Genomic DNA, 15,175 nt, shown 5'->3' on the forward strand with positions numbered 1-15,175 from the left:
AAACACAAAAGGTCACCCAAGGGTGACCTTTTGTTTGTCGGAGCTTGCTGGTTAGTACCACTTAATCCCTTTGATTGTGACTCGCTGGTTCAATTCTTTTGTTAATACTACTACTTCACATTCAGCCCAATGATCTTGGAAGCTACGGTGTTTAGGCTTGTTGAATGGCACGAATAAGTTACCTAGGCCACAGGTTGCGGTCGCTAATCGGATCACCGCTTGTGATTTAGTTATCGGGCTACCATCTTCATTTTGGACACGCAAGCGCCATGCTCGCATGCCAATGGTTTGCCCACCTCGAGTCCAAAAGAACACATAAAAGCTAATAAATACAAACCAAATCCAAAGTTGATAGAAAATGTTATGGCTTAAGTAAGCTGCCATATCGACATGACCCGCGGTTGAAATAAGCCCCATCTTTTCCAATAGAATGGCTACCACGGCGCCCAGTGCTGCGGAAAATAGCATCACAGCTATAACCACCAGTGCATCGTATATGAGTGCGCCCAAACGTCGCCCTAAACCCGCAGATGGCAGACCGATAAAGGGGTTCACTGGCTTGCTAGGGGTTGCAGTCTTATTCTTCTTATTTTTTTTCATCGTTCGTCTACTTTAAATAATAGTGTCAGATTATGGAGCGCCAAATAACAGTGCTAGATTTTGGAGCGGTGATTGTAGCAAATTTATTTGATTTAGCAGTGTGATAGGTCATTAAAATTGCTGAATTGCTGAATTGCTGAATAAGTGAGCGGTTGATTTGATTGTCAAACAGATTGGCATAAAAGCACTTGCCAAGGCGTTTGCCTTGAGTATAATCGGCAACACTTAACAGGGAATAGCGTTTAGGCTAAACCCAAATTGTTAGCCCGAGTGGTGAAATTGGTAGACACGCCTGATTCAAAATCAGGTTTCTTCGGAAGTGGCGGTTCAAGTCCGCCCTCGGGCACCATTTTTAAAAAAAAGCCTCAACTTATGTTGAGGCTTTTTTTTGCGGTTATTTTATTATAAGTAGGGCGGAGTAACCATTTCATCACTGACTAAGTGGTCTAAGATGGGGGTCATTAGCACAGGTGGATAGCTTCGCAAAATTGCACTGACCATTTTCTTTCGAGCTTCTTGATGGGAATCATCCATATTAAATGCCGCTTCCCAGCATGCTTTACTGGTCCACTGGCTATAAGAATACCAATTATTGTCACTTCCTTTATGTAGTTTGGAGCCTAAGGCACCGTATTTTTCAATATTACGATGAACGATTTCAGTCCAACCTTCTTGGAAGGATCTTAGGCGTTCAGGAGTAAGCTGCCATTGATATAAAACTACAAACATATTCACCTCCAAAACAACTTGCTAATAGTAATTATTATCATTAAAGTGTTTTCCATATCCATTTATTTAAGCATAGACGAAACTAAGTGATTGTCTTTATTGTTTTTTGAGCAGAAGTAACAAAAGGATTTTATGGAGATGAACGTTTTAGTTGCCGTGTGTATTTTAATCGCTCCTGTATTGTTAATGGTACCTTCGATGCGGCCGTTTATACTTATATCGCCAATGTTTACCTTATTTGCATTGGCGATATTGTTGGCATTCGAACACGCTGGATTTAACTAGTCAGAGTTATTATTCAGTATCTTTTGGTTCGCGGCTGAATTTGATTTGTTTTTCATCAAACAAAAACGCAATAGATTCATCAACGGCAGCTTCAACTTTTTGCTTTAAAGATGTTTTATCTTCATCTTTCATGTAGTTATACATGTCGACATCGTATCGAATGTAATGGACGGGTAATTTATTTAGCACAATACAGGCTAAATCTTCTAAAAATTCACTATCAAATCGACTATATAAGTCGAGCTGTTTAAAGCGTTCGCTTACGAATCTTTCTGTGAAGTTATGTACATCAATACCAAGTGCCATAATAAACCCTGCTTATATGTGATTTTTTAAGTATACCCAAACATCTACAAAATGCCTTTAGCATGATGCATATTCATTATGCTGGTCATAAAGCGTAACGTTCTAGAGCTTTGGCATACAAACGTTCGTATTGAATAACCGATTCAGACCAGTAGAAATGAGACTGCATTGCTTGTGTTTTCAACCTTGTAATTTCATCTGGGCGCTCTATGTAAAGCAATAAAACCCGGCGTAATAGGTTAATTAAATCAACAGGCTCAGGTTCATAAAACATAAAGCCGTTGCCGTTATCATTGTCTTGATCGTAGTCATTCACTGTATCTTTTAGCCCGCCAACACCCCGTACAATCGGCAAGGTGCCATAAGCTAAGCTGTATAATTGGTTTAAACCACAAGGTTCAAATAAGGATGGCATTAAGAAAAAGTCAGCTCCGGCTTCCACCAAGTGAGAAAGGTAGTCACTATAGGTATTCACAAACTTAAATTTCTCAGGATGATGTTGCTCTAATGAACGTAAATGACCTGTGATAGCGGGATCGCCAGTGCCGACAATAATGAGCTGAATATCGTGCAGCAATAAATCTTCTAATGCTGGCAGTAAAATATTAAAGCCTTTTTGCTCGGTTAAGCGGCACACCATACCAAAGATGGCTTTATCTGATTGTGCTAAGCCAACCTCTTGTTGTAGCTTGGCTTTACAAACGGTTTTGCCGGATAAATCTTGGGCTGAATAGTTTTGTGGTAGATGCGGATCAACCTCAGGATTCCAGTCATTGTAATCGCAGCCGTTGATAATGCCTTCAAAGTCTCGGATTCGATTAACAAAGCAATGCGACATGCCATGTGAGCCAAGTGGTGTTAAAAGCTCAGAGGCATAGTTAGGACTGACGGCGTTAATTTTGTCCGCATAAAGTACCCCTGCTTTGAGGTAGTTAATGTAGCTGTAATTCTCTAGTACTTGATGATCCATACAGCTATTAATTTCTGGAATTAATTTCAGTTGGGACTTATCGAAAATGCCCTGATAAGCTGCGTTGTGACAAGTGAGGACCGTTTTTGTATGACTAAAACGGCCATTATCGCGGTAGCGTGTTTTAAGTAAAAAGGGCACTAACGAAGTATGCCAATCATTACAATGAATGATATCGGGAATAAAATCTAAGGTTTCACAGCTTTGTAAAATAGCTAGAGAGAAAAAAGCAAAGCGCTCGCCGTTATCATTGTAAGCATGATCATCTTCGCCGTAGAGACCTGCGCGATCAAAATAATGTGGGCTGTCGATACCATAAACGGGGACATTACCCATTTTTAATCGTTTTATAGCATAAGGGATTTCAGGCAAGCCACTTTGAGGGCACATGGTTTGGTTACATAAAAACTCAGCTGTTTCAGCACCTTTTACCGTGCGATAAAGTGGCATCATGACGCGCACGTCATGGCCATGCTCATGCAAGGCTAGAGGCAGTGCTTTGGCCACATCGGCAAGCCCACCTGTTTTCGCGAAGCCTTCAACTTCGGAAGCAACAAACAGAATTTTTAGTTTTGTATCGGTCAAAATGCGCTCCTTTTGATGCGCTGTATTTATAGTTCTAATTTTAGAAACGAAAAAGCGGCCAATCAGCCGCTTTAGGAGTGGCTAAAAGCCGACTTTAGAGCCCTTAGGAATAACAACTATCCCCTCATCGGAAACGGTAAAACGACGACGGTCGAGTTCAAGATCTTCACCGATCAAGGTACCAGGTGCAATCTCAACATCTTTATCTATGATAGCATTTCGGATGACGCAGTTTTCACCTACCTTGGTATTACCTAGCATGATGGTTCCGCTGATCCTTGAGCCCGCTCGGATGTGGCAGCGAAAGCCAAGTACACTTTTATCAATACTTGAGCCCAAAATGTAACAACCGCCAGAAACCAACGATTGGCTTACTTGAGTTTCATGGCTTTCACAGTCTTTAAAGGTCGCAGGTGGCAGCGGTGGATAATAAGTGTGTAAGGGCCATTTACGATTGTATAGTGAGAATGGTGGCTCATCTTCAAGTAAATCCATATGAGCCTGCCAGTAAGCACTTATGGTCCCTACATCACGCCAATAGCTTCCCTCTTGTTCACCATTAATTTTGTTATCGTTAAAATTGTATACAAACACTTTTCCATTTGGATAAAGTTTCGGAATAATATCTTTACCAAAATCGTGGCTAGAGCTTTCGTCTTCGGCATCACTTTTTAATTCACGCATTAAACACTTAGCTTCAAATACGTAGTTACCCATGGACGCTAAGACATGATCTGGGTCGCCAGGGATAGTTTTTGGATTTGAAGTTGGTTTTTCTTCAAAACCTATCATGCGACCTTCTTCATCCACTTCAATAATGCCAAACTGGTTGGCCTCACTGACAGGAACTTGAATCGCGGCAACGGTCAACTCAGCCTCATTGTGTTGATGGAAGTCTACCATCTGACGGATGTCCATCTTATAGATATGGTCACTACCAAAAATACATACATGGTCAGGCTCATCAATTTCAATAAAGCGTGAATTTTGATAAATAGCGTCAGCGGTACCATCATACCAGCGTTTACCCATGCGCATTTGTGCCGGTATTGCATCAATAAAGCGATCTGTTATGCCAGTTAAGTGCCAAGCTTTACGTAAATGCACGTTTAGCGATTGTGATTTAAATTGTGTTAATACGTAAATACGTAAAAAGTCCGAGTTGACAAAGTTGTTCAGCGCAAAGTCGATCAAACGATAACTGCCACCAAAGGGAACCGAGGGCTTAGAGCGTGATTGTGTGAGTGGATAAAGGCGTGTGCCTTCACCGCCAGCCAGCACCATGGAAAGAATTCGTGCCATTAATACATCCTTAATTTAATTCATTTATTTGGGGGGGGCCCCTGCCTTGGCCCTATATCAATCTGTTCACAACCATTATTATTATTTTCTTAGTGTGTTGTGATTAGTCTGCCTAATTTGTTAATTAAGACAGTGCGGTAGCTCAAGCTTTAAGATATCTGCTTCAGTTCCGCGTAGTGATCGTTAAAATCCAACTTTAGAGTTTTTCGCGATGACTACAATGCCGTTTTCAGATACGGTAAAACGGGCTTTATCTTGCTCTAGATCTTCACCAATAATGGTGCCTGGTGCAATTTCAACGTTTTTATCAATAATTGCACGAGTAATTCGGCAGCCTTCACCTATTTTTACACTGCCTAGCATCACGGTTTCGCTAATTTTAGAGCCGCTGCGAATATGGCTGTGAAAGCCTAAAACACTGCGTTCAATCACGGTTCCAAGGACAAAACACCCGGCTGAAAGCAGAGATTGGCTTACTTTTGTTTTATGTCCGTCACTGTCTTTAAAGGTGGCTGGTGGCAGTGGTGGGTGATAGGTATGAAGTGGCCATTTTCGGTTATATAAAGAGAAAGGGGCTTCATCATCGAGTAAGTCCATGTGGGCCTCCCAATATGCATCTAAGGTGCCCACATCACGCCAGTAGACAGCATCCGGCTCACCAGCAATTTTGTTCTCATTAAAGTTGTAAACGAAAACCTTACCTTGCGGGTATAAGTGCGGAATGATGTCCTTGCCAAAGTCATGCTCGGAGTCTTCTAAATCGGCATCACGTCTTAATTCACTTAATAAGGTGTCGGTTTCAAAGATGTAGTTACCCATGGAAGCTAACACATGTTCAGGATCGCCTGGGATGGTTTTAGCTTCTTCAACGGAAGGCTTTTCTTGGAAACCTATCATGCAGCCATTCTCATCAACTTCAATAATACCAAAGTGATAGGCTTGATCTTTGGTTACTTTTATTGCCGCAACGGTCAACTCTGCCGCTTTACGTTTATGGAAATCAACCATTTGGCGAATATCCATTTTATAGATATGGTCACTGCCAAAAATACAGACTTGATCAGGCTCATTACTTTCAATGGACTTATCATTTTGGTAAATCGCATCGGCGGTACCGTCATACCAACGTTTGCCAATGCGCTGTTGCGCTGGAACGGGGTCAATGAAGCGGTCTGTAATACCTGACAGGTGCCATGCTTGTCGCAGGTGGATATTGAGAGATTGTGATTTAAACTGGGTCAGTACGTATATTTTTAGAATGTCCGCATTAACAAAATTGTTGAGTGCAAAGTCCAGTAAGCGGTAGCTGCCTCCGAATGGCACTGCGGGTTTAGAGCGAGTCTCTGTTAGGGGGTGAAGGCGTTTTCCTTCCCCTCCCGCGAGGATCATCGCGAGAATACCGGCCATATGTTCTCCATTTTAAGTTATTAGATAAGCACAAGAATTTTCGGGTGTAGTGAGTTCATTTGAATAAAAAATCATGACACTAAAATGAATTCTGATATTTTTATTACTTATTAATAGTTTTATCTTTTTTTGCTTATTTTGTGAATAGTTAATATCTAGAAATGGCGGTTGAAGGGAGGATATGAGGACTAAGCCGCTATTTTTGCGGCTTAGGAAGGATTGTTGCTGGTTTTTTAATCGGGATAATTGCTCAAAAGCTTAAACTTAGTGGTTTCTGTAAGTAATTCGCAATGGGTGAAGGCTTTTTCGAATAAAGGCTCGTAGCGTAAAAATTTATTCGCCACTAAAATCAGCCGGCCGCGGATCTTTAGGTGCTGTTTGGCATCAGCGATTATTTGCTCGACCGCGCCATAATTGGTGTTTAATCCAGCATGGAAAGGCGGATTGGATATTAAGGTGGTATATCTTTGTTTGACTTCGCTATAAACGTCACTAGGGAATACATGGGCGTTTAGGCCATTTTTTGCCAAGGTAAGCTTGGCCGATTCGACCGCTAGTGCACTTACATCGGTCATTTCAACTTTTAGCTCAGGGTTTTGTTTAAGCAAAAAGCTGCCAATAACCCCTGCACCACAGCCGATATCCAAGGCATTTCCTTTAAGGGGGGCGATATTTTCTAACAGTAAACGCGTGCCAAGATCGAGCTCTTTAGCACTAAATACACCTGGTAGGCTAACTATGTCGAGGTGTTCGCCTTTCACTTCGCAAGGATAGGTTGTTAGCCAGTCGTCAAGTTGGAAAGGCTGACACTGTTGAGATATTTCCAGGGCAAGTAAGCTGCAACGGCGTGCACTGTCGAGCTTAATGGCTTTATTACCGTAGGGCTGTAATTGTTTATCTACTGATTTTATGCCGCCGCGATTATCGCCGACGAGATAGAGTATCCCACCTATTTTGATTTGTGGCACAACATTAGCGAGTAGGTAGTCAACTTCTGCTTTTGTTTTCGGTAAATATAATATTGCCGCATCAACTTCAAGTGGGCTTTCTGGTGCAAAGCTCGCACCAAAGCTTAATCCAATCTGATCCGATTGTTGCAAAGCTTGATAAGCGGAATAGTAGGTTGTAAACACGTGAACTGAACGACAACTGTTAGCTAATTCAATTGCATAAGTGTCTTCAATGGCACCGGTAACGAGTACAGACTTATCATTAAATTGGCTGATATTTCTTTCTAACACTTGGCTAGCTGAGGTTGGGGATGAACTTATCGCGGTCATATTGAGGCTTATAGCAAAAAAAGTGTTGCTATTATACCCGATGAATAGCCCCCAAACAGCCTTTGGTGGCTATTTTAGTTGTAGTTAAGTTTGAGGTTTTTATTAAAAGCCATTAAAGGGAGTCATAAATATTACCTAATTAGGTTATAGCTAACGTTTTTTATTGATTGTATGTATTAGTTTGGCTTGCAACAGGTGAAGTCAAAACCTTGGTTTAAAGGCCTGTTATAATCAGGTGTAAGAAGTGCTCCTCTATCGCACTAATTGGTTGAGGTGCTGAACCAACAAAGCTGGCTTGGATGTTATGGAAGAAAACAGTTTTTTTGCATTATTAACCCAGCAAGTGGCTGCAGCTGGCGATATGACGGGCGTATATCAGCAAGCCCTCGATGAGCTGCAACTGTACAGTGATGCGGATAACTGCGCGATTATTTTAGTGCATCAAGGCTTTCAAGTATTAGCGAAAAAGAACGGCTGCGATGATGTGGTTTTTTACGATGGCGACTCAACGTTACGTCAACACACTGACTTACCTGAATCTTTCATTAAGTCAGTTGCTTATTCTAAAAAGTTTGAATATCAAATTAATTTTCAAGCGGAAGATGATATTTGGCAAACACAATCTTTAGATATCCATGAAAGCGTACAGGTCGCGGCACCTATTTTTCATGACGATATGGTATTTGCGATTTTATTTTTAGAAACCAATCATGATGTTGATGCGCTAGAGCTTGATGAACAGAACATTATCAAACTGTTCGCTCAAACCATCGGTGCTGAGTTTGAAAAGCGTTACCTCTCCGAGCAGGCCCAGCTTGCGCAAGCTGAGAATGTAACAACGGCTAAGGCGCTTGGCGAAAAAGTTGCACAATCTGAGATGTTTTTGTCGTTACTCACACAATTACACCGAGTGAGTATTGAGCTATCTCAAAGCACCACTCTGAATGACCTTTACTACAATTCAGTACGCTTAGCACAGCAGCACCTGCAAATTGACCGCATGGCGATTTTTTTGATCGATCATGAGTCAAATAAAATGTTTGGTACCTATGGCACCGATGAAAATGGCAAAGTGGTGAATGAGTCATATTTTAGTAGCCCGATTCCAGAACACCCCGTGGTACAAGAAACCCTGCGACGTAAAGACTACGTTATTGTAATAGAAGATACCGCGTTGCAGCACAATAAAAAAGATGTTGGGCGGGGATGGAATGCCATGGTCGCTTTATGGGACGGCGATCAAGCATTGGGTTGGATTGCTGTCGATAATTTGATTAACCAAAAGCCACTGGAATTACATCATAAAGAAGTACTTAAGCTGTATGCAGCAAACCTATCTCAGCTGATTTTTAGAAAACGTCAAGACGAGAAGTTAGTTCAGTTTAACAAAGAGTTAGAACAAAGGGTGTTAGAGCGTACCGCGGAGTTAGCATCGGCAAACAATGCTTTAGAGAGTGCAAACCGTGCATTAGAGTCTGCCAACATACAGCTTGAGCGCCTTTCTATGATGGATGGATTGACTGGCGTAAGTAATCGGCGCTTTTTTGATATTTCCCTGCAAGCCGAGTGGGACCGCGCACAGCGACATGGCTATCGTTTGACTCTACTGATGATCGATGTCGATAAATTTAAAGAATATAACGATTGTTATGGCCATATTGAGGGCGATAAAACATTGCAACGTGTTGCGCAAAGTTTGCTTATTCATGCTCGTCGTGCTGGCGAAGTGGTTGCTCGCTATGGCGGTGAAGAGTTTGCTATTTTGCTTCCGAATATGGCAGAGGCAGCTGTACATGCAGTGGCGGATAATATTTTAGAGGGAGTTAAAAAGCTGGGTATTATTCATAAAGCAAGCAACGTTGGTGGTGTTGTAAGTGTCAGCGTAGGTGTGGCCAGTATTATTCCTAACAAGGAGTTGTTATCAACTGAGTTGGTTGAACAAGCAGACAAAGCATTGTATCGGGCAAAAGCACTGGGGCGTGATCAATGTGTATTCACTTAGGAATAATAGCTTGCGGCTTGCTCTTTGCTAACGACTAATTTTCTATTTTAATCAGTTTATCGAAATGAGCAATTTTTAGAATTTTTAGCACAGTATTAGAAGGGTGACTGATTTTTACTGTGCCATTCTCAGATTTTTCGGTGTGCTCCTTTAACAGCAGCATCATCCCCAATGCCGAACTATCCATGTACTGGGCTTCACTAAGATTGATGTTATAAACCAAATCAGGCTGCTGGTCTTGATAGCAGGCCCTAAACTCACGATGTAAAGAATAATCAAATCGGCCATGGATGATAATTTCTAATTCCGAATCGTTATTTATTAAGCGTTTAGTAATTGACATAATCTTATCCACTTAAGTGTGATTTGACACTAAGCTGCAAGCAGCGAATAGTTTTTAGCGATTTCAAAGCTCTATAGGAATATAGCAGCAATCTGCTTATTCGTTTATTTTAGCTTCGATATATTTGACTATCTTTTCACATAATTTATGTGTTGTTAATAAGCTATCTAAATAATCATGCTCTGGCTGGCTTTTTTTGATCTGAGATAGCCAGGCATCTAATAAATTGTCAAATCCACGTTTGTAGAGTGTGCTTTGCCAATCTGAGAACAACATAGGGGTCATGGTGTTGTCGCTACAGTGTTGGCCTTGTCGTAAATTATCAATTTGCCAGTTTTGGTTGTCTGTAAATGCTTCAATTCGTTCAAATGTTTGCCCGCTGATACGGTTCATGCTGCCTTCTAATAAAGTATTTTCGGTGGCAATGCGTAAAAACACGGCAGCCAGTTGTTGTTCTTTCATGACAAAGCTAATTTGTGGCTCTATGGGAGTGGCTGGACGGCCAAAATAGAGCAGGCTGTCAACAACATGAATAAAGTCATCATAAATAAACTGGCGAATGTTGCCGGGTAGGTTGTGACGATTTTTTTGCCAACGCAATTGATTGAGAGGGTGGCCTTTTAGGGGCTGCAACAAGGGGGCAAAACGACGGTTAAAGCCGGTGCACAAAGGCGTGTTATTTGTCTTTGCTAAATCGATTAACTGGCAAACTTGTTCTATATTATCGCTAATAGGCTTGTCGACTAAGGTGGCGATGCCTGCTTTTATGCTAGCAGAGGCTATCGCAAAATGGCTGTCGGTAGAGCTGTGGATCATTATTGCATCAGGGGCTGCATTAATCGCATCTTTTACATCTGTATAGGTCTCTTTGACGCGGTACTGTTGCGCTAGCTGCGATAAGGTCTCTTTATTCCGGGTGCAAAAAATAGGCTCAATTTCGGGGTGCTGACAAACTATGGGGAGCCAAGCCTTTTGCGCTATATCTCCTAATCCCACTAATGCGATTCTGACTTTTTTTGTCATGACCATGGCTTCCTCAATCATCAAATGTGGTCGTAACTGAGCGGTTTTTTCCCAGCTAAGTGTTTGCTAGTGTTATCATAGCGCCACCTTATGAGTCTGTACCAGAGTGATAGTGAAAATAAGTCGAGCTCCCGTTGTATTTATTATATTAAGTGTAAGCTTATTGGCTATCATGCTGTTTTCTCTCATGATCGGCCCGCTTTCTTTCAGTCCTTGGCAAAGCTTGCAAACCTTAGGGGCGCTGTTAGTGCCACAGGCATTTCCTGAAATAACCGCCACACATATCATGGTGATGCAAAACTTACGTTTACCTCGTACCTTGTTGTGCCTGTTGGTGGGAGCTAATTTGGCGTTATGTGGCGCTATGATGCAAGGGTTGTTTCGTAATGCGCTTGCAGATCCTGCCATCATTGGCGTTTCAAGTGGTGCGGCATTGGGGGCGGCGGGAGCTATCTTTCTCAGCAGTTTAGTGATTCCTTTTACCTCGACGCTCAGTACTGAACTGCTAGTGGCTTTGTTTGCTTTTTTAGGGGGCTTGATTGTTACTTTTTTAGTGCTCCGCATTGCATCGACTCGTCATGGTACGTCGGTTAGCGTGATGTTATTGGCAGGGATTGCTGTTACAGCACTCGCAGGAGCTGGGATTGCGATTTTGTCTTATTTTGCTGATGACACTGTATTGCGCAATATCGTCGCATGGCAATTAGGCAGTTTGGTTGGAGCTAACTGGGTCATGGTTAGCCTTTGCGCCCTGGTTAGCATGGCATTATTTGCTTTTATTATGCCCGTTGCCAAGCCTTTAAATGCATTATTACTTGGCGAGTCAGAAGCGCGTCACTTGGGCGTTGATGTGCAAAGGTTAAAATATACATTAGTGGTGTTGACAGCTTTAGCGGTTGGCGTCAGCGTAGCTTGCGTGGGTTTAATTGGTTTTGTTGGGTTGGTGGTACCGCACTTAATTCGTTTACTCGTTGGACCTGACCATCGCTATTTGCTACCACTTTCTGGTTTACTTGGTGCGTGCTTTTTATTACTGGCTGATTTGTTGGCTCGTACCTTATTTATGCCGATAGAGCTACCTGTTGGCGTGGTAATGGGGTGCATTGGAGCGCCATTTTTTATCTTTTTGTTAATGCAACAAAAACAGTACATGGTTTGATATGCTGCAAGCTGTAAATATTAATTTAACCCGTGATGATAAGGCCGTGTTAACTGAGGTTAATATTGCGCTTAATTGTAATGAAGTAGTGGCTTTAGTTGGGCCTAATGGGGCTGGCAAGTCGAGCTTATTTAATGTCATCAGCGGTGAGCTTTTTAGTACAGGGCAAGTCTTGATAGAGCAGAAGCTGAGAGCTACATGGCCGCCACGTGAGTTGGCTGAGCGGCTGGCTATTTTGCCACAAAGCTCGCAGCTGAATTTTCCATTCTCCGCATTTGAAGTTGTTAACATCGGGCGAATGAACAAAACGACTGGCCACCTCGAAAATGAACAGGTGATTCGGCAAGTAATGAGCTGGACTGATATTCAAGATAAAGCGCAGAATATTTACACTCATCTATCTGGCGGTGAAAAGCAACGAGTGCAACTTGCCCGAACCTTTGCTCAGATATGGGAAAAGCCTAGCCTAGGTGGACGTTATTTATTATTGGATGAACCAACAGCAGCACTCGACTTGTATCATCAACACCAATTATTAAGCCTGCTCAAAGAATTAGCTTTACTGCAAATTGGCTCGTTAGTTGTACTTCATGATTTAAATCTTGCGGCGAGATATGCTGATCGCATTGTTGTGCTTGATCATGGCAAGGTGGTTGCGCAAGGCACGAGTGGTGAGGTTTTTACTCAGTCATTGCTAAAAAATGTGTTTTCATTAGAGGGGGAAGTTATTACTCACCCGAAATCAGGCTATCCGGTCATTTTATGTTAGCAAGTACCGAAAAAGGAGACAAACAATGCTTTCTGAGCAACAAGTGGATCATTATGGCCAGCTACTTTGGCATGATCTTGTGCTTTACTCTCCACTAAAGGCTGCCAGTTGCATCATAGTGATGGGCTCTATCGATATTAGAACGGCGCAGCGTGCAAGTGAATTAATCCTGCAGGGGCTTGCACCTTATGTGGTATTTTCTGGTAATTGTGGCCGTAATACAGAGGGACTTTTTAAAAAAACAGAGGCCGAAGTGTTTGCTGACGTTGCCCGTCAAGCTGGTGTGCCTGCAAGCCATGTTCTATTGGAGCCTAAAGCAACCAATACCGGTGAAAATGTTAAATTTTCAATGGCATTGCTGGCAGAACGAGGTATTCAGGTGGATAGTGTTATTTTGGTACATAAAGACTTTGCAACAAAGCGTGCTTTCGCTACGTTTAAACAACACTTTCCTGATATTGAGGTGATGGTCGCTGGGCCGCAGCTGACTTATTCCTCTTACCCCAATGATGTGATAGATAAAACTTTACTTATTCATACCTTGGTTGGCGATATGCAGCGTATGAAGCTATACCCTATGCTGGATTACCAAGTCGAAATGCCTATTGATAGTGAAGCTTGGCAAGCTTATCAAGCATTAGTGTTGGCAGGGTTTACAGAACAAATTATCCCTTAAACTTTTTTGTCTCGTATCTCGAGAAGGAGTGTAAATGAAGACTAAATCTGTCGGTATTGTTGGCGCTGGTAACGTTGGTGTTGCAGGTGCATATGCGATTTACTTACAACAGCTTTGCAGTGAAATTATTTTAGTTGATCTTGATAAGGCGCGAGCGGAAGGTGAAGCATTAGATCTTATGCATGGCCAAGGGATCACTGGACGAGTGAAGGTGAAGGCAGGGGATTACGCAGATCTAGTTGATTGTGATGTGATCATAGTGACAGCTGGCGCCGCGCAAAAACCGGGCGAGACGCGATTAGATTTACTCAATAAAAATGCCGCTATCTTTAAATCGATTACCGCTGAATTAGACCATTATGCGCCAAATGCTATTGTGGTCATCGCCTCTAATCCGGTTGATATTCTAACCTACATTTTCCAAGAGCTATCTAGCCGCCCCAATAGCAAAGTGATCGGAACAGGCACAGTATTAGATACAAGCCGCCTTAAGTCGTTGCTTAGTGAACATTATGATGTCGATCCGGCCTCTATTCACGGTTACATTCTGGGAGAACATGGTGACTCTGAGTTTGCGGCTTGGAGTACGATCACTATTGGTGGCGTCCCTGTCGTTGGTAATGAAGTATTAGGCATTCCTTATAGTCAGCAAAATATTGACCAATTGTACGAACAAGTAAAAAGTGCTGCATATAAGATTATTGCCGCTAAGGGCTACACCAATTGGGCGATAGGGGTGGTGCTTGCTAAGCTAGTGTCAGTGCTCATGTCTGATCGTGCTTCTGTGCAACCTATTAGTGTGCGTTTAACTGGAGAATACGGCATTAAAGATGTTTGTATCAGTGTTCCTGCTAAAATTGGCATTAAAGGTGTTGAGCAGATTGTTGAGCTCAACCTGTCTAAAGACGAACTGAAAAAATTACGTATTTCAGCTGATGTGCTGAGGGATAATTTGGCCGGGATTGACTTAGCGTAACGCTACAGTGCTAAAGCCTCTTCTTTTTAAGCAAAGGGAGGTTTTAGCCTGTTATTTATGCGATGCGCTTTTTTACCACTGCATTGGATTTCTGACTGCGTTCAACATCAACAAACTCAGTTCTTCCAGTTTCTGCATTGTACCAAAGCACACGGGTGCCAAATCCTTGGCCATCTGCTTTTCTCAGCATTTCTAAAAACATTTCGGTCGAACTGGCTAAATACACATCTTCTAGCATTTGCATAAATGAAAAGATGGCTTCTCGGAAGTAGAGTGGGGTGCAGTTTACTGGAAACATTAACCTAAGGTTCATCTCGTCATCTTTTCCGAGCATCCTGTAATTTAGGCAGCAATGCATCGAAAATATGGTGGATTTTATCGAACCATCTTTATTTCTTAATTGGAAGGGCTCCTGAGCTTGGATCATTTTCTGATACAACTCAGTTTCGATCAGTTGTTTTAATGGAGCCACAAAACTTTCACGCGCTGGATCTAGCTGAGTTTCGTAAAATGGTTTGACTAATTCCATTGTCACACCACAAGGAAGCAACCAATCAAATCGGGCCAATGCGCCAGTTGGCCTGAATTGGCTCACAGAAGCTTGGCAACTGATTTGCTTAAATAGGTTACATAATGGCTGGTAAACAGAATTATCTAAATGTGGGAGCACTTTAAATTCTAGGCTAAACATTCCTGCCTCACTGTATGACATATTTTACAGCAGAAAAAGCACAGCCAATATTAAGGCTGTGCAGATAAAAGA

General features: G+C 42.1%; 15 protein-coding genes and 1 tRNA gene. 6 read left to right on the plus strand and 10 right to left on the minus strand.

Features of this window, described 5'->3' with window-relative positions:
- Positions 1-51 precede the first annotated feature (51 nt).
- Positions 52-600 (minus strand): RDD family protein, encoded by a 549-nt coding sequence (locus tag Q4519_RS11885; RefSeq protein ID WP_232802805.1) that lies wholly within the window; start codon positions 598-600, stop codon positions 52-54.
- A 264-nt stretch (positions 601-864) separates the two neighbouring features.
- On the opposite strand from Q4519_RS11885, the gene Q4519_RS11890 reads away from it, so the two are divergent.
- Positions 865-949 (plus strand) — tRNA-Leu (locus Q4519_RS11890).
- A 53-nt stretch (positions 950-1,002) separates the two neighbouring features.
- Here Q4519_RS11890 and Q4519_RS11895 read toward each other — a convergent pair.
- From Q4519_RS11895 to rsmC, 6 genes are all read right to left on the minus strand, one after another.
- Positions 1,003-1,329, minus strand: coding sequence for an antibiotic biosynthesis monooxygenase (locus Q4519_RS11895; protein ID WP_232802806.1), 327 nt, complete (start codon positions 1,327-1,329; stop codon positions 1,003-1,005).
- Between the two features lie 294 nt (positions 1,330-1,623).
- The gene (locus Q4519_RS11900; protein WP_303512466.1) at positions 1,624-1,920 is read right to left on the minus strand and encodes a late competence development ComFB family protein; all 297 of its coding nucleotides are present in this window, start codon (positions 1,918-1,920) and stop codon (positions 1,624-1,626) included.
- Positions 1,921-2,005: 85 nt separating this feature from the next.
- The gene (glgA, locus tag Q4519_RS11905) at positions 2,006-3,475 is read right to left on the minus strand and encodes a glycogen synthase GlgA (protein WP_303512468.1); all 1,470 of its coding nucleotides are present in this window, start codon (positions 3,473-3,475) and stop codon (positions 2,006-2,008) included.
- Positions 3,476-3,556: 81 nt separating this feature from the next.
- A complete protein-coding gene (glgC, locus tag Q4519_RS11910) occupies positions 3,557-4,777 on the minus strand; it encodes a glucose-1-phosphate adenylyltransferase (RefSeq protein ID WP_232802809.1) in 1,221 nt (406 codons plus the stop codon).
- A 183-nt stretch (positions 4,778-4,960) separates the two neighbouring features.
- A complete protein-coding gene (gene glgC / locus Q4519_RS11915) occupies positions 4,961-6,184 on the minus strand; it encodes a glucose-1-phosphate adenylyltransferase (RefSeq protein WP_232802810.1) in 1,224 nt (407 codons plus the stop codon).
- 233 nt (positions 6,185-6,417) lie between these two features.
- Positions 6,418-7,464 carry a 16S rRNA (guanine(1207)-N(2))-methyltransferase RsmC gene (gene rsmC, locus Q4519_RS11920; RefSeq protein WP_232802811.1) on the minus strand — a complete coding sequence of 349 codons (1,047 nt, stop codon included), beginning with the start codon at positions 7,462-7,464 and terminating at the stop codon, positions 6,418-6,420.
- A gap of 304 nt (positions 7,465-7,768) precedes the next feature.
- Here rsmC and Q4519_RS11925 point away from each other — a divergent pair, with 304 nt between their 5' ends.
- Complete coding sequence (locus Q4519_RS11925; protein WP_303512471.1) at positions 7,769-9,466, plus strand: diguanylate cyclase; 1,698 nt, start codon at positions 7,769-7,771, stop codon at positions 9,464-9,466.
- Between the two features lie 34 nt (positions 9,467-9,500).
- Here Q4519_RS11925 and Q4519_RS11930 read toward each other — a convergent pair whose 3' ends face one another.
- The gene (locus tag Q4519_RS11930; protein WP_232802813.1) at positions 9,501-9,809 is read right to left on the minus strand and encodes an STAS domain-containing protein; all 309 of its coding nucleotides are present in this window, start codon (positions 9,807-9,809) and stop codon (positions 9,501-9,503) included.
- Between the two features lie 96 nt (positions 9,810-9,905).
- Complete coding sequence (locus tag Q4519_RS11935; RefSeq protein WP_303512475.1) at positions 9,906-10,832, minus strand: Gfo/Idh/MocA family protein; 927 nt, start codon at positions 10,830-10,832, stop codon at positions 9,906-9,908.
- A 172-nt stretch (positions 10,833-11,004) separates the two neighbouring features.
- Here Q4519_RS11935 and Q4519_RS11940 point away from each other — a divergent pair, with 172 nt between their 5' ends.
- From Q4519_RS11940 to Q4519_RS11955, 4 genes are read left to right on the plus strand one after another with little or no spacing between them, the layout of a single operon-like run.
- Complete coding sequence (locus Q4519_RS11940) at positions 11,005-11,991, plus strand: iron ABC transporter permease (protein ID WP_303512535.1); 987 nt, start codon at positions 11,005-11,007, stop codon at positions 11,989-11,991.
- 1 nt (position 11,992) lies between these two features.
- Positions 11,993-12,760, plus strand: coding sequence for a heme ABC transporter ATP-binding protein (locus tag Q4519_RS11945; protein ID WP_232802815.1), 768 nt, complete (start codon positions 11,993-11,995; stop codon positions 12,758-12,760).
- 25 nt (positions 12,761-12,785) lie between these two features.
- The gene (locus tag Q4519_RS11950) at positions 12,786-13,436 is read left to right on the plus strand and encodes a YdcF family protein (protein ID WP_303512476.1); all 651 of its coding nucleotides are present in this window, start codon (positions 12,786-12,788) and stop codon (positions 13,434-13,436) included.
- A gap of 34 nt (positions 13,437-13,470) precedes the next feature.
- Positions 13,471-14,412 (plus strand): L-lactate dehydrogenase, encoded by a 942-nt coding sequence (locus Q4519_RS11955; RefSeq protein ID WP_232802817.1) that lies wholly within the window; start codon positions 13,471-13,473, stop codon positions 14,410-14,412.
- Between the two features lie 55 nt (positions 14,413-14,467).
- On the opposite strand, the gene Q4519_RS11960 is transcribed toward Q4519_RS11955, so the two are convergent.
- Positions 14,468-15,103 carry a hypothetical protein gene (locus Q4519_RS11960; protein ID WP_232802818.1) on the minus strand — a complete coding sequence of 212 codons (636 nt, stop codon included), beginning with the start codon at positions 15,101-15,103 and terminating at the stop codon, positions 14,468-14,470.
- Between the last annotated feature and the right edge of the window lie 72 nt (positions 15,104-15,175).

The sequence above is a fragment of the Motilimonas sp. 1_MG-2023 genome, assembly GCF_030547455.1.
In the GTDB taxonomy this organism is placed as follows: domain Bacteria; phylum Pseudomonadota; class Gammaproteobacteria; order Enterobacterales; family CBDFNC01; genus Motilimonas.